General features: G+C 71.7%; 21 protein-coding genes. 8 read left to right on the top strand and 13 right to left on the bottom strand.

Annotated elements, in window-relative coordinates:
* Positions 1–21: 21 nt before the first annotated feature.
* Positions 22–1,218, bottom strand: coding sequence for a cytochrome P450 (locus NW895_RS22195; protein WP_289937528.1), 1,197 nt, complete (start codon positions 1,216–1,218; stop codon positions 22–24).
* 704 nt (positions 1,219–1,922) lie between these two features.
* On the opposite strand from NW895_RS22195, the gene NW895_RS22190 reads away from it, so the two are divergent.
* Positions 1,923–2,549, top strand: coding sequence for a LysE family transporter (locus NW895_RS22190; RefSeq protein WP_289937527.1), 627 nt, complete (start codon positions 1,923–1,925; stop codon positions 2,547–2,549).
* Between the two features lie 186 nt (positions 2,550–2,735).
* Here NW895_RS22190 and NW895_RS22185 read toward each other — a convergent pair whose 3' ends face one another.
* Positions 2,736–3,653 (bottom strand): cation diffusion facilitator family transporter, encoded by a 918-nt coding sequence (locus tag NW895_RS22185; RefSeq protein ID WP_289937526.1) that lies wholly within the window; start codon positions 3,651–3,653, stop codon positions 2,736–2,738.
* A 264-nt stretch (positions 3,654–3,917) separates the two neighbouring features.
* On the opposite strand from NW895_RS22185, the gene NW895_RS22180 reads away from it, so the two are divergent.
* Both NW895_RS22180 and NW895_RS22175 read left to right on the top strand, forming a co-directional pair.
* On the top strand, positions 3,918–4,943 hold the full coding sequence (locus tag NW895_RS22180; protein WP_289937525.1) for a glutathione S-transferase C-terminal domain-containing protein: 1,026 nt from the start codon (positions 3,918–3,920) through the stop codon (positions 4,941–4,943).
* A 42-nt stretch (positions 4,944–4,985) separates the two neighbouring features.
* A complete protein-coding gene (locus tag NW895_RS22175) occupies positions 4,986–5,282 on the top strand; it encodes a DUF4235 domain-containing protein (protein WP_289937524.1) in 297 nt (98 codons plus the stop codon).
* Positions 5,283–5,623: 341 nt separating this feature from the next.
* Here NW895_RS22175 and NW895_RS22170 read toward each other — a convergent pair whose 3' ends face one another.
* A complete protein-coding gene (locus NW895_RS22170) occupies positions 5,624–6,016 on the bottom strand; it encodes a VOC family protein (protein ID WP_289937523.1) in 393 nt (130 codons plus the stop codon).
* A 376-nt stretch (positions 6,017–6,392) separates the two neighbouring features.
* Here NW895_RS22170 and NW895_RS22165 point away from each other — a divergent pair, with 376 nt between their 5' ends.
* Positions 6,393–7,424, top strand: coding sequence for a 7-epi-alpha-eudesmol synthase (locus NW895_RS22165; RefSeq protein WP_289937522.1), 1,032 nt, complete (start codon positions 6,393–6,395; stop codon positions 7,422–7,424).
* A gap of 149 nt (positions 7,425–7,573) precedes the next feature.
* Here NW895_RS22165 and NW895_RS22160 read toward each other — a convergent pair whose 3' ends face one another.
* The 6 genes from NW895_RS22160 to NW895_RS22135 all read right to left on the bottom strand — a co-directional run bounded on the left by NW895_RS22160 (position 7,574) and on the right by NW895_RS22135 (position 13,214).
* A complete protein-coding gene (locus tag NW895_RS22160; protein ID WP_289937521.1) occupies positions 7,574–8,824 on the bottom strand; it encodes a cytochrome P450 in 1,251 nt (416 codons plus the stop codon).
* Positions 8,821–9,426: an ATP/GTP-binding protein gene (locus NW895_RS22155; RefSeq protein ID WP_289937520.1), complete on the bottom strand. Its 606-nt coding sequence runs from the start codon at positions 9,424–9,426 to the stop codon at positions 8,821–8,823. The genes NW895_RS22160 and NW895_RS22155 overlap by 4 nt, the downstream gene beginning before the upstream one ends.
* Positions 9,407–9,778: a DUF742 domain-containing protein gene (locus NW895_RS22150; RefSeq protein WP_289937519.1), complete on the bottom strand. Its 372-nt coding sequence runs from the start codon at positions 9,776–9,778 to the stop codon at positions 9,407–9,409. The genes NW895_RS22155 and NW895_RS22150 overlap by 20 nt, the downstream gene beginning before the upstream one ends.
* Positions 9,775–10,185 (bottom strand): roadblock/LC7 domain-containing protein, encoded by a 411-nt coding sequence (locus NW895_RS22145; protein ID WP_289937518.1) that lies wholly within the window; start codon positions 10,183–10,185, stop codon positions 9,775–9,777. The genes NW895_RS22150 and NW895_RS22145 overlap by 4 nt, the downstream gene beginning before the upstream one ends.
* A gap of 5 nt (positions 10,186–10,190) precedes the next feature.
* Positions 10,191–11,975, bottom strand: coding sequence for an ATP-binding protein (locus NW895_RS22140; RefSeq protein ID WP_289937517.1), 1,785 nt, complete (start codon positions 11,973–11,975; stop codon positions 10,191–10,193).
* A 294-nt stretch (positions 11,976–12,269) separates the two neighbouring features.
* A complete protein-coding gene (locus NW895_RS22135; RefSeq protein WP_289937516.1) occupies positions 12,270–13,214 on the bottom strand; it encodes a helix-turn-helix domain-containing protein in 945 nt (314 codons plus the stop codon).
* Positions 13,215–13,285: 71 nt separating this feature from the next.
* Here NW895_RS22135 and NW895_RS22130 point away from each other — a divergent pair, with 71 nt between their 5' ends.
* Complete coding sequence (locus NW895_RS22130; protein WP_289937515.1) at positions 13,286–14,236, top strand: NADP-dependent oxidoreductase; 951 nt, start codon at positions 13,286–13,288, stop codon at positions 14,234–14,236.
* Positions 14,237–14,242: 6 nt separating this feature from the next.
* Here NW895_RS22130 and NW895_RS22125 read toward each other — a convergent pair whose 3' ends face one another.
* On the bottom strand, positions 14,243–15,349 hold the full coding sequence (locus NW895_RS22125; protein WP_289937514.1) for an NAD(P)-dependent alcohol dehydrogenase: 1,107 nt from the start codon (positions 15,347–15,349) through the stop codon (positions 14,243–14,245).
* A gap of 36 nt (positions 15,350–15,385) precedes the next feature.
* Entirely contained in the window at positions 15,386–16,840 is a 1,455-nt protein-coding gene (locus NW895_RS22120; protein WP_289937513.1) for an aldehyde dehydrogenase family protein, read from the bottom strand.
* Between the two features lie 104 nt (positions 16,841–16,944).
* On the opposite strand from NW895_RS22120, the gene NW895_RS22115 reads away from it, so the two are divergent.
* The 3 genes from NW895_RS22115 (at position 16,945) to NW895_RS22105 (ending at position 18,677) form a co-directional block, all read left to right on the top strand.
* Complete coding sequence (locus NW895_RS22115) at positions 16,945–17,388, top strand: MarR family transcriptional regulator (RefSeq protein ID WP_289937512.1); 444 nt, start codon at positions 16,945–16,947, stop codon at positions 17,386–17,388.
* Between the two features lie 154 nt (positions 17,389–17,542).
* Positions 17,543–17,923: an anti-sigma factor antagonist gene (locus NW895_RS22110; protein WP_289937802.1), complete on the top strand. Its 381-nt coding sequence runs from the start codon at positions 17,543–17,545 to the stop codon at positions 17,921–17,923.
* Between the two features lie 91 nt (positions 17,924–18,014).
* Positions 18,015–18,677, top strand: coding sequence for a DUF4230 domain-containing protein (locus NW895_RS22105; RefSeq protein ID WP_289937511.1), 663 nt, complete (start codon positions 18,015–18,017; stop codon positions 18,675–18,677).
* Positions 18,678–18,685: 8 nt separating this feature from the next.
* On the opposite strand, the gene NW895_RS22100 is transcribed toward NW895_RS22105, so the two are convergent.
* A complete protein-coding gene (locus NW895_RS22100; protein WP_289937510.1) occupies positions 18,686–20,443 on the bottom strand; it encodes a complex I subunit 5 family protein in 1,758 nt (585 codons plus the stop codon).
* On the bottom strand, positions 20,443–20,790 hold the full coding sequence (locus tag NW895_RS22095; protein WP_289937801.1) for a cation:proton antiporter subunit C: 348 nt from the start codon (positions 20,788–20,790) through the stop codon (positions 20,443–20,445). The genes NW895_RS22100 and NW895_RS22095 overlap by 1 nt, the downstream gene beginning before the upstream one ends.
* Positions 20,791–20,807 lie beyond the last annotated feature (17 nt).

Genomic DNA, 20,807 nt, shown 5'->3' with positions numbered 1-20,807 from the left:
GTTGGGCATGTCCGGAGCCTCCTACCAGGCCACGGGGAGTTCCAGCATCCCCTGGATCGTGTCGCCGGGTTTGAAGGGAATGTCGTCCGCCTGGGCGGCCAGACGCAGCGTGGGCAGCCGGTCGAAGAGGGTTCCCAGGGCGATCTCCAGCTCGGCGCGGGCCAGGTTCTGGCCCAGGCACTGGTGGACGCCGAACCCGAAGGCCACGTGGTGGCGGGCCGGGCGGTGCCAGTCGAGGGTGTCCGGTGCGGGGTAGACGGTCTCGTCGCGGTTGATGACGGAGGTCGCGAAGACCACGCCGTCGCCTGCCCGGATCGTCGTCCCGTCCACCTCGATGTCCTCGGTGGCCACCCGCAGCAGCCCGTCCGCGATCGACAGCGTCCGCATCAGCTCTTCGACCGCGCCGGGCAGCAGCGACGGGTCGTGGCGCAACTCGGCCAGACGTTCGGGGTGTTGCAGGAGGGTGTAGGTGCCCAGCGAGATCATGTTGGCGGTCGTCTCGTGGCCGGCGACCAGAAGGACGATCGCCAGCGCCGTCAGTTCCTCACGGTCGGGCCCGCCGTCGGACGGCTGCCGCTGCACGAGGTCGTCGAGCAGGCCGGTGCCGGGATCCTTGCGCTTGCGGTCGATCAGCTCGCCGAGGTAGGCCTCCAGCCGGTCCCGGGCGTCCTGGGTGTCGGCCGGTACGGAGCCGCGCAGCAGCCTGCGCGACTGTTCCTCGAAGAAGTCGTGGTCGGCGTACGGGACGCCGAGCAGCGCGCAGATCACCATCGACGGCACGGGCAGGGCGAAGGCGGACACCAGCTCGGCTGGCGGCCCCTGCGCGATCATCGCGTCGAGCCGCTCGTCGACGATCTGCTGGATGCGCGGACGGAGCGCGGTGGCGCGTTGGAGGGTGAACTCCGGGAGCACCATCCGCCGTTGGGTGCGGTGTTCGGGGTCGTCGACGCCGAGCAGTGCGGTCCTGCGGCCGCGAAGCGCGGCCAGGCGAGGCGTGGTCGCGGGGAATCCGGGGCGGGTGCGGTCGCTCGACAGACGCCGGTCACCCAGCAGCCGGCGGGCGGCGGCGTGTCCGGTGACCAGCCACACCTCACGCCCGTCGTAGAGGGTGATCCTGGCCAGCGGTCGGGTGGCGCGCAGCGGGTCATAGGCGGCGGGCGGGTGGTAGGGGCAGGTGCGGCTCTGGGGGTAGGCGACGGGTGCGGTCGAGTCCGTCATGGAAGACCTCGCAGACGAAGAGTGCGTCGTGCCGATCATCATTAGATGCCCTGGGCACCTATGTGGCCACGCGAAGTTCGGCCAGATCGTTGGTGCCTGCGATCTGGCCGAGGATCGTCGCTGCGTGGCTCGCGCGGAGCGCGGACGGGGCGTGAAACGTCACTGGACGGTGGGTACGGCGCCGGTGAGGAACGAGTCCGCCGCCGGCCGACGGCGCGGTAGCCGCGAAGGCTGAGGCCCGAGCAGGCCGGCCGACACGGCGGCAACGCGAAGATCGAGGCCCCATGCAGCTCGACCGGCACGGCGGCGACACGAAGACCAACACCCCACGCAGGTCGACCGACACCCCGGCGACGCGAAGACCGACGCCCGACGCAGGTCGACCGACACCCAGGCGACACGAAGACCGACGCCCGACGCAGGTCGACCGACACCCGACGCCGGCCGGCCGGCACGGCGCCTGCCGAGGCTGAAGGCCGACGCTGCCTGCCCGGAGGGCACGGCGCCCCCAGGCCTGACCGCAACACTCCGCCGTCCCGGGGATCCTGCCCACCCCCGGAAATCCGGTTGTGGCGGCGGAGCCGTCGGCGTCAGGATCAGCCCATGCCGACGATCGACGTTCTCCTGCCGCTGACCGCCGCCGCTCGTCCGGTGCTGGTCCAGCAGCAGTCCGGGCGTTCCGGAGGGCCGACTTCGTCCCGCTCATGACCGCCGCGCTCGTCGCGGGGCTGCTCGCCGGCTACGGCATCGCCCTGCCTGTCGGCGCGGTCGGGACCTACCTGGTCTCCCTCACTGCCCGGACGACCCTGCGGACCGGTGCGTGCGCCGCGCTGGGTGTCGCCACCGCCGACGGACTCTACGCTCTGGTGGCCACGCTCGGCGGCTCGGCCCTGGCGGGCGCACTGCGGCCGGTGCTGGGCCCGCTGCGCTGGGCCTCCGCCCTGGTCCTGGCCGCTCTCGCGGTGCTGGGTGCGGTCACGGCCGTACGGCAGTACCGCCGCCACCGGCTCGCCACCCGGTCGGCCCCGCCTCCGCCCAGCCCCGCTCGGGCGTATCTGGGGCTGCTCGGCATCACCCTGCTCAACCCCACCACCGTGATCTACTTCGCGGCGCTCGTGCTCGGCTCCCGGAGCGCGGACGCGGTGAGCCCTCTGGAGCAGGCGGTGTTCGTCCTGGCGGCCTTCGCCGCGTCCGCGAGCTGGCAGTTGCTGCTCGCCGGGGGCGGTGCGCTGCTGGGCGGGGCGCTGACGGGCCACCGGGGGCGGCTGGTGACGGCGCTGGTGTCCAGCGGCGTGATGACCGTGCTGGCCGTGCGGATGGTGTGGTCCTGATACGGCCCACGGTGCGAGGGCCGGGGTCCCCCATCACCGGGACTGACGACTCGTGAGGTGACCGGCGGGGAGCAGGCCGAGCCGCGCCCGGCCGGTTTCCGCTCCCCCATGCGGCGGAATCTCACCCGCCCCGAAATTTTTCTTCTCGCGGGAGGCATGAACCGGCGCCTGCGGGGCACGCGTGGGTCAGGCCCCGCCGCGTTCCCCCGTCGCGGCGGGGCTTTCGCGTGCCTCCTGTGCGGGCCGGTCGGTCACGTCGAGGAAGATCTGCTGTGCCTCGGGAACGGTGCGGGCGATGGACCGCTTGATGCGTACGGCGACCTCCTCGACCCGCTCGCTGTCCAGGCCGGGCACCAGGTCGACGCGGGCCGCCACCAGGGCGGAGTCGAGGCCGGTCTTCATCGTGAACAGCGCCTCCACCGTGTCGATCTCCGGCTGCGCCGCCAGCAGGGACCGGATCCGTCCGCTCGCCTCCGGGTCGGCGGCCTCACCGATCAACTGGTCGCGGGCCTCGCGACCCAGCCGGTAGGCGACGTACACGAGCAGCGCGCCGATGGCGAGCGAGGCGGCCGCCTCCCACACGACCTGCCCGGTCGCCATGTGCAGCGCCATGCCGACGATGGCCAGGCTCACCCCCAGCACCGCCGTGCCGTCCTCGGCGACGACCGTGCGCAGAGCCGGGTCGCGCAGGCTGCTCGCGCCGCCCTGCCGACGGGCCTGGTACACGGCCCGCAGCAGCGAGATGCCCTCGGCGAGGAAGGCGACGCCGAGCACCACCAGGCCGGCCACGTACCCGCTGAACGTCTCCTCCGCGCCGTTCGTGAGCGCCTCGAAGCCTTGGAAGAAGGAGAAACAGCCGCCCATGACGAAGATCCCGACGGCCGCGAGGAGCGACCAGAAGAACCGCTCCTTTCCATAGCCGAAAGGGTGACGCTTGTCGGCCGGACGGCGGCTGCGGCGCAGCGCGGCGAGGAGGAAGACCTCGTTCAGGCTGTCGGCCACGGAGTGCGCCGCCTCCGACAGCAGCGCGGGCGACGCCGCGAGGAAGCCGCCGACCGCCTTCGCGACCGCGATCACCAGGTTGGCCGCGAGCGCCACCAGCACGGTGACACGAGTCCTGCGGTCCCTCTTCCGGTCCGTTTCCCGGTCCGTCTCCCAGTCCGACCCCCCCTCCGCATTCCGGTCCGTCTTCCCGTCTGTCGTCCGCTCCGTGGATGTCCCGCTCACGCACGCCGACTGCCCCGGCCGGCGCGGCTCACACCCCGTCTCGTGCCGGCCCTAGCCCCTTCGGCCCTCTTCCCAGTGCCGTCGGCGGAAAAAGGGGAACGCGTCCACCAGGGCACACGTACTCCAGGGAGGAGAAGCATCATGAGCGGCGACGGCGGGGACGCCGGGAACACCGCGTACGGCAGGAAGGCGTTCAAGCGGTCCAAGGCGCACTTCACGGACCGGATCACCGCGGACGGCCGGGACGGCTGGCCGGTGGAGGCCGGCCGCTACCGCCTGGTGATCAGCCGCGCCTGTCCGTGGGCGAGCAGGGCGGTGATCTCCCGGCGACTGCTCGGTCTGGAGGACGCCCTGTCCCTCGCGATCGCCGACCCGATCCAGGACGACCGCAGCTGGCGCTTCACCCTCGACCCGGACGGCCGCGACCCCGTCCTCGGCATCCGCTACCTCAGCGAGGCCTACGACCGGCGGGAGACCGACTACCCGGGCGGGGTGAGCGTGCCCGCGGTCGTGGACGTGCCGAGCGGGCAGCTGGTCACCAACGACTACCAGCAGCTCACGCTGGACCTCGCCACCGAGTGGCGGTCCCTGCATCGGGACGGGGCACCCGACCTGTACCCGCGGGGGCTGCGCGACGAGATCGACGAGGTGATGGCGGACGTCTACGAGGACGTCAACAACGGCGTGTACCGGGCGGGCTTCGCCACCGAGCAGGAGGAGTACGAGGGCGCGTGCGCAGCCGTGTTCCGGCGGCTGGAGCTGCTGACCGAACGGCTGTCCCGGCAGCGCTATCTGGTCGGCGACACGATCACCGAGGCGGACATCCGGCTGTTCACGACCCTGGTCCGGTTCGACGCCGTGTACCACGGCCACTTCAAGTGCAACCGCTGGAAGCTGACGGAGAATCCGGTGCTCTGGGCGTACGTCCGTGATCTGTACCAGACGCCCGGCTTCGGCGACACCGTCGACTTCGACCACATCAAACGCCACTACTACCAGGTGCACACGGGCATCAACCCGACCCGCATCGTGCCCCTGGGCCCTGATCCGTCCGGCTGGCTGACGCAGCATCACCGCGAGGAGCTGGGCGGCCGGCCGTTCGGTGACGGGACGCCGCCGGGGCCGGTCCGCGCCGGCGAGGAGGTCCCGGAGCGGGGCAGGCCCTGACCGTACACACCTTCTATTTCACCGCACACTAAGGAGATCGACGTGGCCAAGAAGAAGAAGCTCCCCCTCGCCTACCAGCCCGTCGGGTTTCTGCTGGGCTGGTCGAGCGGCTGGCTGGCGGGGCTGGCCTTCCGCAAGACCTGGAAGGCGATCCGGCACGAGGACGACGCGCCCGACGCGCTGGACCCGGACCGCAGCTGGGGGGAGATCCTGGTGGCCGCCGCGATCCAGGGCGCCATCTTCGCCGTGGTGCGCAGCGCCGTGGACCGCACGGGCGCGAAGGCCATCGAGCGTTCGACCGGCACCTGGCCGACGAAGGACAAGGCCGGCCGGGACTGACGCCGCCACGGCCCCGCGGGGCACCACCGACAGAGCCGTGCAGCCCACCCCGGCCCTGTCGGGGCCCCGCGGGCCGGGTGACGGCGGAACAGACCGACCGAGCCTGACGAGCGCCGCCCCGTGCCGGACGCCACCCCCTGGACGAGGGCCGCGCGGGGCGCGCGCACACAACCGGGCCAGGACGAGCATCACCCCCTGAGCGGACCCCACCCACCCGGATGTGTACGAGCACCCCCCGACCGGGCACCCCGGCCATGCCCGACCGGGCCTCAGCGTGTCCAGGACTCGTCGGCGCTTCTTCCTCGGCGTGCCTCAGCCCGGCCCGGCCCCCCACCGCCCCCTCAGCCCTGCTTCGGTGCCGTCGGTACCACGCGGCGCAGGGTGAAGGAGTGGCCCGCGGGGTCGGCGAAACCGCGCTCCTCGTACGGGCCGGGCGCTGCCTTGGCTTCCAGTGGGCGTCCGCCGAGTTCCACGACCTTGCGTTCCGCCGCGTCCAGGTCGTCCACCACGAAGTCGAGATGGGCCTGGAGGGAGTTCTCCGGGCGCGGCCAGCTCGGCGGCGTCGCGTTCACGTCACGGCGGAACGCCATCCGGGTCCCGTCGGCACCCCTGATCTCCACCCGGTTGGCGGTCGCGTCCGTCTCGTCGGCCTGAAGCAGCTCCTTGTAGAACACGGCGAGCTTCTCGGGCTCGGCACAGTCGAGTATCACGAAGCCCGCTTTCACCAGTGCCATGTCTCCTCCGAAGGGTCCGGCGCGCGGAGCGGAGGTGCCCCGCGGCCCTCTTCCCTTGCGGATATCCCGGCCCGGCAGATTCAGTCGGCGACCGGGCGACCGCCCGTCTCAACATCGGCAGGACCACGGCGCCTTCAGGCCGAAGTGCCGCTGCCGAGAGTGGGAGGAGGGAGTGTACGCAGCTCAAGTGGCGTGCGCAGTAACCGACATCACGGCCTGATTACGGAATGGCTGAATCCAGCCCTGGGCAGTCTCGTAGCGCTTCTCGGTTCAACTTTCGGACTGCGAAGCCCAGTTCGAGTGCGCGGCCGGTCGCGGTGACCGTCCGCTCGCAGGGGTGGGGGGACTCTGCGGTCCGTCTCCCGAAAGGAAGCGCATGCCTCAGGACGTCCGGTTCGACCTCCCCTTCGACACACCCGTCAGCGAACACCTGGAGCACGCCAAGGCGCGCCACCTGCGCTGGGTGTGGGACACGGGTCTGGTGCGCAGCAAGGCCGGGTTCGAGGAGTACAAGTCCTGGGACCTCCCGCAGGCCGCCGCCCGCACCTACCCCCACGCGTCGCGGGACGACATGGTCGTCCTGATGAACTGGTTCTCCCTGGCCTTCCTCTTCGACGACCAGTTCGACGCCAACCAGCCCGACCGCGCGGACCGCATAGCGGAGGTCGCGCGGGAGCTCATCGTCACACCACTGCGTCCGGCGGGCATACGGCCACGGGTGGTCTGCCCCATCACCCTGGCCTGGGCGGAGGTCTGGGAACACCTCTGCGAGGGCATGTCCCTGACCTGGCGGACACGGTTCGCCGCCTCCTGGGGGCGGTTCCTGGTGGCGCACTGCGAGGAGGTGGACCTGGCGGCACGGGGGCTGGAGGGGACGCTGACACTCGACGAGTACGCGGCTTTCCGGCGCCGTACGGTCGGCATCCACCACAGCATCGACGCGGGTGAGCGCAGCCGCGGTTTCGAGGTGCCGGCGGAGGTGATGGGGCATCCGGTGATGGAGCGGATGCGGGATCTGGCGGCGGACACCATCGGGTTCATGAACGACATCCACTCCTTCGAGCGCGAGCGGCGCCGCGGTGACGGTCACAATCTCATCGCCGTCCTGCACCGGGAGCGGGGCTGCTCGTGGCGGGAGGCCGCCGACGAGGCGTACCGCATGACGACCGACTGCCTCAAGGAGTACCTCGAACTGGAGGCCCGCGTCCCGCTGATGTGCGACGAGCTCGGCCTCGACGAGGGCGAGCGGGATCGGGTGCGGATGGGTGTGGAGGCCATCCAGCACTGGATCAACGGCAACTACGAGTGGGCGCTGACCAGCGGCCGGTACGCGGCCGCGAAGGAGGGCCCGGTGGCCACGGCCGAGCTGGCCGGGCGGGGATCGGTGGACGATCTGCTGGCCGTGTGAGACGGCGCCGCTGCCCGGCCGGCGGTCCGGCCGGGCGGCGGCACCAGGGCCGATCCGGCGGATCGGGCCGGGGTGGCGTGGCCGGCGCACCCGTCTGCGCTGGTGAGAGGCCGTTTCCGTGGAGGCGGCCCGGTCCCGCCGGGCCGGCCCTAGACGGGGAACTCGACGGGCAGGCGGTCCAGGCGGGACTCCCAGGTGGAGGCGGTCGAGGTGAGCTCGTCCAGCGGGGCGGCCAGCCGCAGACCCGGCAGGCGGTGCAGCAGCACGTCCACGGCGACCTCGATGATGGCCTGCCCGATGCTCTGGCCGGGGCACTCGTGCGGGCCGGCGCTGAACGCGAGGTGTGACTGGTTGCCCTGCACCGAGACCCCGGTGTCCGGCCGGACCTCGGGGTCGAGGTTGCCGGGCGCGAGCCCCAGGACGAGCAGGTCGCCCTCCTGGATGGGATGGCCGCCGAGCTCCAGGTCGCTGGTGGCGAAGCGTCCCGGCATGACGGTCAGCGGCGGCGAGTTCCACATGACCTCCTCCACCACCGCGGAGATGTTCAACTCCCCGCTGATGAGGCCGGTCAGACGGGAGGTGTCGGTGAGGATCAGCTCCAGCACCCGCGCCAGCAGGTTGCTGGTCGTGGTGTGGGCGGCGATCAGCACCAGGCGCAGATGGCTGACGACCTCGTCCTCGTCGAGGCCCGCGGGGTGTTCCAGCAGAGCCGTGGTGAAGTCGGGGCCGGGCTCGGCGCGCTTGCGCTCGGCGAGTTCCCCGAGGATCTGCATGATGCGCTCGTTGTGCGCGATGGCGTCCTCGCCGCCCTTGAGGACGTGGGCGCAGGACTCGACCAGGGTGCGGCCCTCCGCTGCGGGGAGCCCCAGGATGCGGGTGAGGACGAGCATCGGCAGGTACTCGGCGTAGTCCGCCACCAGGTCGGCGTGTCCGGCGTCCGCGAACGCGTCGATCTGCTTGTTCGCGAAGTGCGTGACATGACGCCGGATGCCGCGCCCGGCCGCGGCCAGCAGCCCGTCGGTGACGGCGCCGCGCAGCCTGCGGTGCGGCTCGCCGTCCTGGGAGACGCAGTCGGGGCGCCAGCCGATCATCGGGATCAGCGGCGAGGTCTCCTCGACGCGGCCCTCCCGCCAGTCCCGCCAGATCCGCGCGTCCCGGCTGAACTGGCGGGGGTTGTCGAGCACCCGCCGGTTGTCGCGGTAGCCGAGGACCAGCCAGGCGGGGACGTCTCCCTCCAGCAGGACCGGCGCCACCGAGCCGTGCTCCTTGCGCAGCCGCTCGTAGATGGCGATCGGGTCGGTCGCCGCCTCCGGCCCGTACAGCCGCGTGAGGTCGGCGGTGTGGTGGGCGACGGGGCAGCCGCGAGGGGCGTCGGGAGCGGGTGCGTTCTGGTCAGTCATCGGGGCTCCAGGGCGACGGCCGAACGTTCCTTCAGGTGACGTATCAGGGCGACGAGCACGTCACGGCTGGAGGCCCGGTCGCGGGCGTCGAAGGCCACGACCGGGGTGTGCGGGGAGATGTCCAGGGCGTCGCGGATCTCCTCGACCGGATAGTCCTTGGAGTCCGGGAAGACGTTGAGCGCGACGACGAAGGGGACGTCCTGCCGCTCCATCTCCTCGATCGCCCGGAAGCTGGAGGCCAGCCGCCGGGTGTCCACCAGCACGACCGCGCCGAGCGCCCCCTTGAACAGGCCGTTCCACAGGAACCAGAACCGCTCCTGGCCCGGCGTGCCGAACAGGTACAGCACCAGGGACTCGTTGAGGCCGATCTTGCCGAAGTCCAGGCTGACGGTGGTCTGCGTCTTGTCGGCGACGCCGATGAGGTGGTCGACGTCGGCGCTGGCCTGGGTGAGGGTCTCCTCGGTGGTGAGCGGCTTGATGTCGCTGACCGAGCGGACCATGGTGGTCTTCCCGGTACCGAAGCCGCCGGCGATCATCACCTTCACCGAGCGGGTGTCCCCGGCCGTGTCCCGGCCGGGTTGATCAAAGCCGTTCAAGTCCACTGAGTACCTCCTCAAGGAGCGCGAGGTCGGGCCCGCGGCCGGCATCGTGTGCCGGGATGGGGTTACGGGCTTCGATACGGCCTGCGTCCAGCAGGTCCGACAGCAGCACCGCGAGAATGTTGAAGGGGAGTCCGAGGTGGGCGCCGAGTTCGGCGACCGACAGCGGATCGCGGCAGCGCCGGAGGATCTCCTCGTGCTCGTGCTGCATGCCCGGTAAGGGCGCGGCGCGGGAGACGATGAGGGTCGCCACGTCGAGGCTGGACGCCGAACCGCCCGGCCCGCTGCGCCCCTGCGTGAGGACGTAGTAGCGCTCGAGACCGGACGGGTCCGACGGCCTGCGGGGAGCACTCATCCAGAGTGCTCCTCCAGGCGCGGAGTGGTGCCGAGGAGCTCACCCATCCTGCGGGCCAGGTCGCGCATCTGGTGTCCGAGCAGGCCCTGGTCGATGCCCTCGTGGGCGAGGACACCGAGGTACGTCTCCACGCCCGCGCGGACGACGAAGAGGTGGCCGCCGTCGACCTCGATCATGGCCAGCCTGAGCTGTCCCGCGTACTTGGGGAACTGCTCGGCGACCGGCTGGGCCAGCGCCTGCAGGCCGGCCACCACGGCTGCGAAGCGGTCCACGTCGTCGGGGTCTTCGGCGCCGTAGGAGGTGATGGCCTTGCCGTCGCTGGAGGCCACGAGGGCGAAACGGATCTCCGGGAGGCTCTCCACAAGGTCGCGGAGCGCCCAGCTCACGTCTGTTCCTTGCTGCGTCATGTGGACTAGTCGCTCTCTTCAGTGCGTTGCTCGGTGGACTGGCGTCCCGTGGTCGTGTCGCGGTCGCCGGCCGCGCCGGGCGCCTCGTCGGCGTCACGTCCGGCGGTGGCGAAGGCGGCGAGGCCGGCGAAGGACGCGTCCGGCGGGACGGGCGAGACGGTGGTCCCGCCGGTCCCCGCCTGGCGTTCGGCGTGTTCGGCCGACCCGTGCCGGGGGGCCTCGCCCCGCTTGCTCCTGCGCCGGGGCAGTCCGCCGGGAGTGGTGTCCACGGTCTCGGTCGTCTCGGTGGTCTCGGTGGTCGCGGCCGGTTCCGGGGCGGTGGCCGTGTCACGGGACGGGGAGGCCGCGGGCACGGGCGCCGGGGTGGCGGAGGCCGTGGCGGCCGTGGGCAGCGGGCTGAAGTACTTGTGCGGCACGACGACCACCACGGAGGTGCCGAGCCAGGGGGAGTCCGCGAAGGTGACGCGGATGCCGTAGCGGCGGGCGAGGGTGCCGACGACGCGCAGGCCGATGTTCGCGTCCTCGGAGATACCGCCGAGGCCGGCTCCGGGCAGGGTGCCCGCGAGAGCGTGCTCGGCCTCGCGCTTCTTCTCCTCGCTCAGGCCCTTGCCGGAGTCCTGGATCTCGATACCGACCCCGTTGGGGACCTCCTTGCCGGAGACGAGCACCGGCTCGGTGGGCGGCGAGTAGCGGGCCGCGTTGTCCAGCAGGTGGGCGAAGATCAGTGTGAGGTGGTCCACCAGGCCGCCGTCGACGCCCAGTTCGGGCAGGTGGCGCACCTGGATGCGGTGGAAGTCCTTGATGCGGCCGATGCCGCCGCGCACCACGCTCAGCAGACGCTGCGGTTCCTGCCACTGCCGGCCCGGGCGGTCCGAGCCGCCGAGCACACCGATGCTGGCGGCGAGACAGTCGGCGGGGCCGATCGCCTGGTCGAGCTCCATCAGGCCCCGGGCGACGGCGGGCAACCGGCCGTGCTCGCCCTGCATTTCGTGCAGGCGGCCACGGAGCTTGCTGGTCAGTACGTGGATGCGGTTGCCGATGCTGATGACGGCCTGTTCGGCGGAGGTCGAGCGGTTGAACTCCTCCTCCACGCCGATCAGAGAGGTCCTCAGGAGCTTGCGCAGGGAGGCCTGCAGCTCGGGGGCGACCTTCGCGCACTGGTTCATGGCGGGCAGGAGGTCGTCGATGGCTTCGCCGGCGCGCAGTCGCCCCAGCGCGTCGGGCAACTGCTCGTCGGCGAGGCGGGCGACCGCGGCCTGCTGGTGGGCCAGCTGCTCCTGCCAGGCCGCCGTCTGCGCGGCGAGCTGCGCCTCAAAGGTGTCGGCCTGCTCGGCGAGCCGGGCCTCATACGTCTCGGTCTGTCCGGCGAGCCGGGCCTCGTACGTCTCGGTCTGCTCGGTCAGCCGGGCCTCATACGTCTCGGACTGCTCGGCGAGCCGGGCCTCGTAGGCGCCGGCCCGGTCGGCGAACTGGGACTCCTGAGCGGCGCGCTCGGCGGCGAACTTCCGTTCCAGGCCCGCCACATGCTGCTGCCACTGCTGGTTGTGCTCCGCCTGCGTGGCGCGGAAGGAAGCCTCCGCCCGGTGCAGCTGCGTCCGGGTGCGAAGCAGGAGGCGTACGCACACGGCGCTGGCCGCCGTCGCCGCCAGACCGGCGACGGCCGCGGTTATTCGCTCGGAGCTCATGAACGTGGCGGCTACCGTCCCGCCTCCCAGACCCAGCGGCATCAGCCACCAGCTGTACCAGGTGACAGGGGCCCGCGCCGCCGGTGGCGGAGTGGCGAGTTCCATCTGCATCCTTCGAAGCAACACGATCGAACAGGGGGTGGTGTGCAAGGGACCGCACTCAGGGGTACACACCACGAGACGACCCGTCGCGATCGAGTCAACTCGCAGCGCCGATCGGAACCTTATCGGGTTTGGACCCGAAAGGATCAATCTCGTCCCCGGGCGGAGGTGAGGGTTCCGTCACGCTCCGCCAGGAAGCCACACATCGACAAATCTCCTTGCCCGGCTCGGAGTTGATCCACGTGTTCGACTTTGACCGTCCTTGACGGAATCTGTATCCGCCAGGGTCCCGTTGGATCAGCGCGCCGTCTGGAACGTACGCCGGTACGTCTGCGGCGAGACTCCGATCGCCGCGTGCAGATGCTGGCGCAGTGATGCACCCGTGGCGAAGCCGACCTGACCGGCGATCTGGTCCACCGTCAGGTCGCTCGACTCCAGCAGGTGCCGGGCGCGGGAGACGCGCTGCTGGATCAGCCAGCGGCCGGGGCTCAGGCCCACCTCCTCCTTGAAGCGACGGGCGAAGGTGCGCAGGCTCATCCGGGCGTGTCCCGCGAGGTCGGCCAGGGTCAGGGGTTCGCCGAGGCGTTCGAGGGCCCAGGCGCGGGTGGCGGCGGTGCTCGCCGCACCCTGCTCGGGGACGGGCTGCTCGATGTACTGCGCCTGGCCGCCGTCCCGGAACGGCGGGACCACGCAGCGACGGGCGACGGCGTTGGCGAGTTCGCTGCCGTGGTCCTTGCGGACGAGATGGAGGCAGACGTCGACACCGGAGGCGGCTCCGGCGGAGGTCAGGATGCGGTCGTCGTCGACGAAGAGCACGTCCGGATCGAGGGCGATGTGCGGGTACATGCGCTGGAAGAGGTCGGCCAACTGCCAGTGCGTGGTGGCCTTCCGGCCGTCGAGGAGCCCGGCCGCGGCGAGGACGAAGGCGCCGGTGCATATGGACACGATGCGCGCCTCGGGGCGGATGAGCGCGAGGGCCGCCGCGACCTCGCCGGGGAGCTCGGCGGTGACCCGGGACGGTGAGACCGGGGCGATCACCACGGTGCCTGCCGTGGCCAGGACCTCCGGGCCGTGATCGACGGTGACGCCGAAGTCGGCGTTGGTGCGCACCGGTTGCCCGTCGACCGTGCAGGTCAGCACCTCGTACCGGCCGTCGGCCGCGCCGAGGATCCGGCTGGGGATGCCGAGTTCGAAGGGGTACACCCCGTCGAGGGCCAGGACCACCACTCGCTCACGTCGCATGGCACGATCCTATCGAAGGTTGGCAATCGTGCCATTTCCCGGACGGGTGCGGACCGGCAGGCTGGGACACCATGAGCGATGTGAAGACGATGCGAGCCATCAGCCAGGACGTCCTCGGCGGTCCCGAGGTCCTCAAGCTCGTCGAGCTGGAGCGCCCCGCGCCGCGCCCGAACGAGGTGCTGGTCCGGGTGCGCGCCGCCGGCCTCAACCCCACCGACTGGAAGCACCGCGCCACCGGCGGCTTCCTCGGCGAGCCGCCCTTCGTGCTGGGCTGGGACGTCTCCGGCGTGGTGGAGGAGGTGGGGATCGGCGTCGATCAGTTCCAGCCGGGTGACGAGGTCTTCGCCATGCTGCCCTACCCGTTCGGGCACGGCTCCCATGCCGAGTACGTCACGGCCCCGGCCCGCGCGTTCACGCACAAGCCGGCCGGGATCGACCACGTCCAGGCGGGGGCGCTGTCCCTGGTCTCGCTGACCGCGTGGCAGGCCCTGGTGGAACGCGCGGACGTCCGGCCGGGGCAGCGGGTGCTGATCCACGCGGCGGCCGGCGGGGTGGGCCATGTGGCCGTGCAGATCGCCAAGGAGCGGGGCGCCCACGTCATCGGCACCGCCAGCGCGGGCAAGCACGACTTCCTGCGGGAGATCGGCGTGGACGAGCCGGTCGACTACCGGGAGACGGACTTCACCGAGGCCGTGAAGGACGTCGACGTCGTCCTGGACACCATCGGCGGCGACACCGCCGTACGCTCGCTGCGCGTGCTGCGCCCGGGCGGGCTCGTGGTGTCGATCCTGCCGGTCGGGCCGGAGGAGTTCCACGCGGAGGCCGAGCGGCTCGGGGTGCGCGCGACGCGGATGCTCGTCGACGCGGACCGCGCCGGCATGAAGGCGATCGCGGAGCTGGCCGAGGCGGGCAGGCTGCGCGCCACGATCGCGGGGACGTTCCCGCTGGCCGAGGCCGCCGAGGCGCACGCGCTCGGCGACACCGGCCGTACCACGGGCAAGCTGGTGCTGGTGATGGACTGACCGCGGTCAGAACGTCAGCACGGGCTTGATCGTCTTGCCCGCGCCCATGTCACGCACCGCCTGGTCGATGTCCGCGAACGGATAGGTGGTGATCAGGCGGTGCAGTGGCAGGCGTCCCTGCTGGACCAGCCGGACCAGGGCGGGTATCAGGGTCTGGGTCTCGCTGTCGCCCAGGGTGAGGCCGACGATCTGCTTGCCGCCGAGCAGCCCGTTGACGTCCAGGGAGACCTCGGTGCCGAAAGGCGGGGCGCCGACGACCACGAGGGTGCCACGGGCGCCGAGCGCGTCGACGCCCTGGCGCAGCACGCCGACGTTGCCGGTGGTCTCCACGGCGCCGTCCGCGCCCTGCCCGCCGGTGATCTCGGCGAGCGCCTCGGCGAGATCGGCCTCGGCGGCGTTGACGGTGTGGGTGGCGCCCAACTCCTTGGCCAGCGCGAGACGTTCGCCGACCCGGTCGACGGCGACGATGGTGGCGGCCGGGGTGAGGGCGGCGGCCATCACGGCGGACAGGCCGACCGCGCCGGCGCCGAGGACGACGAGGGTGTCACCGGTGGCCGGCTTCAGCACGTTCCATACGGCGCCGACGCCGGTCTGCACGCCGCAGCCGAGCGGGGCGATGGACTCCAGCGGTACGTCCGGGTCGACCTTGACCAGGCTGCGCTCGTCGACGAGGGCCCGCTCGGCGAAGGAGGACTGGCCGAAGAAGTGGCCGCCGAGCGGTGCGCCGTCGCGGCTGATGGTGCTGCTGCCGTCGGCGCGGCGGCCCCCGATGAGGTTGAGCGGCAGCCAGGTCGCGCAGTACGCCGGGTGCCCGCCGCGGCAGTTGCGGCAGTCGCCGCAGGAGGTGAAGGACAGCACGACGTGGTCGCCGGGCTCGACCGAGGTGACGGCCCGGCCGACGGCCTCGACGACGCCCGCGCCTTCGTGGCCGAGGACGCCGGGCAGGGGGAAGGGCAGTCCGCCGCTCGCCACGCCGAGGTCGGTGTGGCACAGGCCGGTCGCGACCATGCGGACGACCGCCTCGTGCGGTCCGGGCTCGTCGAGGACGACGTCGGACAGGGTGAAGGGCGCTCCCCCGGACTCGACCACGGCGGCACGGGTGGTGGTGGGCATCACGAACTCCTTTGATTCTGCAAGCCGGAGGGACGCTCAGTCGAGTGAGACGACGACGGACTTGACCTTGGTGTAGGCGGCGAGGGCCTCGGGGCCGTACTCACGGCCGAAGCCGGAGTCCTTGACGCCGCCGAAGGGGACCGCGGGGTCGAGCATGGCCCAGTCGTTGACCCAGACGATGCCGGCCTGGAGCCGGTCGGCGACGCGGTGGGCGCGGGCGAGGTTGCCGGTCTGCACGCCGGAAGCCAGGCCGTACGGCGTCGAGTTGGCGAGGGCGACGGCCTCGTCCTCGCTGTCGAAAGGCTGCACGGTGAGGACCGGGCCGAAGATCTCGTCCTGCACGACGCGGGAGTCGTTCGGCAGGTCGGCGATGACCGTGGGTGCGTAGTAGTAGCCGCCGTCCAGGTCGATCCGTTCGCCCCCGCAGACGATCCGGCCGCCCTCCTTGCGGGCCAGGTCGACGTACTCCTCGACCTTCTTCAGGTGCTTCTCCCCCGCCATCGGCCCGACGACGGTTTCGGGCCGTCGCGGGTCGCCGACCGGCACGCCGGGAACGGCGTCCGCGAGGATGCCCAGCACAGTGCTGTACACGGAGCGGGCCACCAGCAGCCGCGGGCCGCCCATACAGAACTGGCCGGTGTTGAAGACGAAGCCCTTGATGATCGCCCCGACCGCTTTCTCCAGGTCGGCGTCCTCGAAGACGATGTGCGCCGCGTTGCCGCCCAGCTCCATGGTGACCGGCTTGAGGGCCTCCCCCGCGGTGGCGGCCACGTGCCGGCCGATCGCGGTGGAGCCGGTGAAGGCGACCTTGTCGACTCCGCGGTGGCGCAGCAGCGCCTCGCCGGTGACCGGGCCCGTGCCGGTGACGACGTTGACCACGCCGTCCGGGACACCCGCCTCCTGCAGCAGCCGGGCCATGTAGAGGGCGCTGAGCGGGGTCTCGTCGGCCGGCTTGTGCACCACGGTGTTGCCGGCCGCGAGCGCCGGGCCGAGCTTGGAACCGGCCAGGATCAGCGGGAAGTTGAAGGGCGTGATCGCGGCGACGACACCGAGCGGCTCACGCCGGGTATAGGCGAGGGCGTTGAGGGGGGTGTCACGGGTCGCGCCCTCCAGGGAGTGGGCGAGGGAGGCGTAGTACTCGTAGTCGTTGGCCGCGTTGGTCACGTCGACGGCCTTGCACAGCGAGATGGGCTTGCCGACGTCCAGGCTCTCCAGCTCGGCTATCTCGTCGGCCCGCTCGCGGATCAGCTCGGCGACGCGGTGCAGCACCCGGCCCCGCTCCCGGCCGCTCAGTCCGGGCCAGGCGCCACCGTCGAAGGCCTCCCGGGCGGCGCGCACGGCCGCGTCGACATCGGCGGCGCCCGCCTCCGCGACGGTGGTGACGACCGTGCCCCGGGACGGGTCGACCACCTCGGTGCGCGCCCCGTCGGCGGCCTCGCGCCACTGCCCCCCGATGAACAGCTGCCCGGGTTCGATCTCGAAGGTGGTCATTCCGGCTCCTCAGCATCGTCGCCAAGATTTCAACAAACAGGTTTCCTGTCTGATTCGCAGTCTCTGCACCAACAGGTTTCCTGTCAATGCTCTACGCTGAGCTCATGGCCGGCACCCAGACAACCAAGGCATCCCCGTCGCTGCTCTACATGGTCAAGCAGGTGGAACTCGCCGCGCGGTCCCGCCTGGACGAGCTGGTCAGGCCGTCCGGGATCACGGCGCTGCAGTACACCGCGCTGACCGTCCTGGAGCGGCACGACGGGCTGTCGGCGGCCCAGCTGGCCCGCGACTCGTTCGTCACCGCCCAGTCCATCGCCGACCTCGTCCGGTATCTGGAGGGCCAGGGGCTGGTACGCAGGGAGCGCAATCCGCGCAACCGGCGCGAGCTGCTGATCCTGCTGACCGAGGCCGGCCGCGAGCTGCTCGACCGGTACGCCGCACCGGTGCGGGAGCTGGAGGAGCGGATGGTCCAGGAGCTCACCGCCCACCAGACCGAGCAGCTGCGCCAGGCGCTCACCAAGGCCTGGCGCGCCCTGTCGCAGACCTGAACGGGACGTCAGACGACGTTACCCACGGAAATCGAAGACATATGTCAATCGAACATGCTCAAATTCACTCTGTCGAGGGTAACTTGCAGGGCGGGGAAGGGATTTGCCCTCGCACGTGACCCCACCTACCGAGCTGGATGGAGGCGACGTCGTCGTGCGGCAGGAACCCGTACCGCCCACCCGGCATCTGCGCATCCGCCAGGACCGCGGGCACACGGTGCTGGAGTTCTCGGGGGAGATCGACATCGTCGCGGCAGAGGAGATCGCCCCGCATCTGGACCGGGAGACGGAACGCGACGACGCCCGGGTCGTGATCGACCTCAGCCGGATCGAGTTCTTCGACTGCTCCGGCCTCAGGCTGCTGTACCGGGCGAGGAGCCGGGTGCTCGACCGCCGCGGGCAGCTGTACCTCGTCTGCGCCCATCCGCTGACCCTGCGCGTGCTGCGGATCACCGGTCTGGCGCGGCTGCTGCCCCCACAGCCGACCCTGGACGCGGCCCTGAACCAGCCGGAGGCCACGCCCGGCTCGGTGTGACGGTCAACCCCCTACTCGTTCATCCCCCCAACCAAGCGGTCTGGCAGGGGCATTGAGGGGCATCTGAACAGTAGGAAGGAGGACCGTCGCCATGACGACTCCCATCAGGCACCTGCCCAGGCGCATGCCCGGCTGGGCGAAGGCGGTGAGCGCCGTCGTGCTGGTGCTCGTCGTGTTCTTCGCGGGGATCCGGCTGAGTGTGCTGCCGGGCCTCAAGGACCTGTTCGGCACCGAGACGCACGACCGGTCGGGTCCCGCCCTGCTCCAGTCCATCCAGGACATCAGCCGTTACGACGCCGCCTCCGGCAACTTCCAGGTCGTCGTGGACCTGGAGAAGGACACCAAGTACCTGCCCGACGCGATCCGCGGCACCCGCACCCTGTACGTCGGTGCGGGCACCGTCGACGCCTACGTCGATCTCGGGAAGGTCGGCGAGGGGGACGTGACGGTCGACGACGACCGTACGTCCGCCACGCTCCGGCTGCCGCACGCCCGACTCGGCAAGCCGGCCCTCGACACCGACCGCTCCTACGCCGTGTCCAAGCAGCGAGGTCTCCTGGACCGCCTGGGGGACTTCTTCTCGGACAACCCCAACGGCGAACAGGCCGTGCAGCAGCTCGCGGTACGGCACATCGGCGACGCCGCGAAGGAGAGCGAGCTGACCAAGCGCGCCGAGACGAACACCACCCACATGCTGGAGGGCCTGCTGCGGTCCCTCGGCTTCAAGGAGGTGAACGTGTCGTACGGGGACTGATCAGCCGGCTACCGGTGGACGGACGGCAGGACGAGCACGCCCAGCACCGTCGTGCCCACCAGCATCCAGGCCACGTAGTCCCCGACGTGCCCGGACTGCAGGCGCCTGAGCGGCAGCGCCCGGTGCGGAGCGGCGAGCAGCCGGGGCCGGGCGACGGCCACCGCCGCGAGTCCCACGGCCAGGACGGTCGAGGCGAGGCCGAGGAGGACGCCGAGCGGGGTCCAGTGCACCGAGGCGTGCACGACCCCGCCGGTTGCGGCCTCGTTCACGGCATCCGCCACCAGATCGGCGAAGGCGGGGGCCACGCCGACGGCGAGCGCCCCGGCGAGCAGCACCGCGGGCACCGCCGTCATGGTGTCGGGGATCCGCCGGAGCCGGCGCCGGGTTTCGGGGCGCTCGCCGGAGCCGGTCGTCTCGTACTCGCCCTGCTCCGGCCTGGGCCCGAGGCCCAGGAACACCCGTGCGGCCACCCGCAGCACCGCTGCGGCCGTCACCGCGCTCGCCAGGACGTACAGCACGGTGAGCGGGCCGCCCACGGCCTCCTCCGTGACGGACTTGCCGAGCGCCGTGCCGAACGGCGGCAGTCCCGCGAGACCGAGCCCGCCCACGGCGAACATCGCCGCGACCGCGCGCAGCGGCCGGGCCCGGCCGTGCAGCACGTGCTCGTCGACGCTGCCGTACCGGTCGAGGAGGATGCCCGTGCAGGCGAACAGCGCGGCCTTGACACCGGCGTGGCCCAGTACGTACAGCGCGACGCCGTCGTCGCCCTCGGGCGTCAGGGTGCCGATGCCGAGGAGGAACAGGCCCGTGTGGGTGACGGTCGAGTACGCCAGCAATCGCTTGATGTGCCGCTGGTACCAGCACATGACCGCGCCGACGGCCGCCGTCAGCGCGCCGAGCACCGTCAGCGCCCGCTCCACGCCGGCGGCCGGTACCCCGCCGGGGCCGGAGAACACGGTGTCGTACACGCGCCAGACGCCGAACACCCCGAGTTCGACCATGACGCCGGACAGCAGCATGCACACGGGGGTGGGCGCCACGGCGTGTGCGTCCGGCAGCCAGAAGTGGAAGGGCACGGCCGCCGCCTTGACCAGCAGGCCGGTGAGCAGCAGGACGAAGGCGGCGAGGACCAGCGCGTCGGGCGGGCCGTGCGCGTCCAGTGCCTGCCCGATCCTCGCCAGGGCCAGCTCGCCGGTACGGGCGTACAGCAGTCCGACGCCCATCAGCAGGGCGTACGCCCCGAGGGAGTTGACCACACCGAAGGTCAGCGCGCCCTGCACCGCCCGGGCCTCCTCCACCCGGTGTCCGGTCAGCGCGTACGCGACGACGCTCATCAGCTCGAACCACACGAACGCGTTGAACAGGTCCCCGGCGACGGCGAAGCCGCACATGCCCGCCTGGAAGAGCAGCATCAGCGCGGGGAACGACCCGGACTGCCGACGCGGCGGCTCGTCGAAATAACGCCAGGAGTACGCCAGGGCCGCCAGCGTCAGCAGCGAGGCGAGCGCGGCCATGCCGAGCCCCGGCCCGTCGCCGGCCAGGACGATGCCGACGCTCGCGCCGTGCACGGGCACCCAGCCGCCGACCCACTCGGCCAGGGGCGGAGAGGAGTGGAGCAGCAGCACGATCGCGAGCGCGGCGGTGCCCGCCGAAACGGCACATCCGGCGGACTCGGCGACGACCCGGGGGACGCTGCGCCCGCCCGCCACCAGCAGGGCGGCCCCCAGCAGCGGCACGGCGACGAGGAGCGGCAGCAGATGGTGCATCAGCCGCGCAGCTCGGAGAGTTCGTCGGGGTCGACCGTGCCGTGCCGCTTGGAGATCTGCACGACGAGCGCGAGCAGCAGGGCGGTGACGGTGGCGCCGACCACCACGTCGGTGAGGGTCAGGGCCTGGACCACCGGGTCGACGACCGGCCGTGAGCCGGGCCCCACGTCGGAGAACACGGGCGCGGTCGCGTCGTCGCGGTAGCCGACGGCCAGCAGCAGGACGTACGTGGCGGCCTGGCACACCGACAGACAGCCGACCGCGTGGATCAGGTTGCGGCTGGTGGCCAGGCCGTAGCAGCCGGCCAGGAAGACCCACGCGGCGACCAGGTACGGCAGGACGTGCATCACGGCGGTCACAGCGG

This window comes from Streptomyces sp. S.PNR 29, from assembly GCF_030386795.1.
Lineage (GTDB): Bacteria > Actinomycetota > Actinomycetes > Streptomycetales > Streptomycetaceae > Streptomyces.
This window is presented reverse-complemented; position numbering and strand designations above follow the sequence as displayed.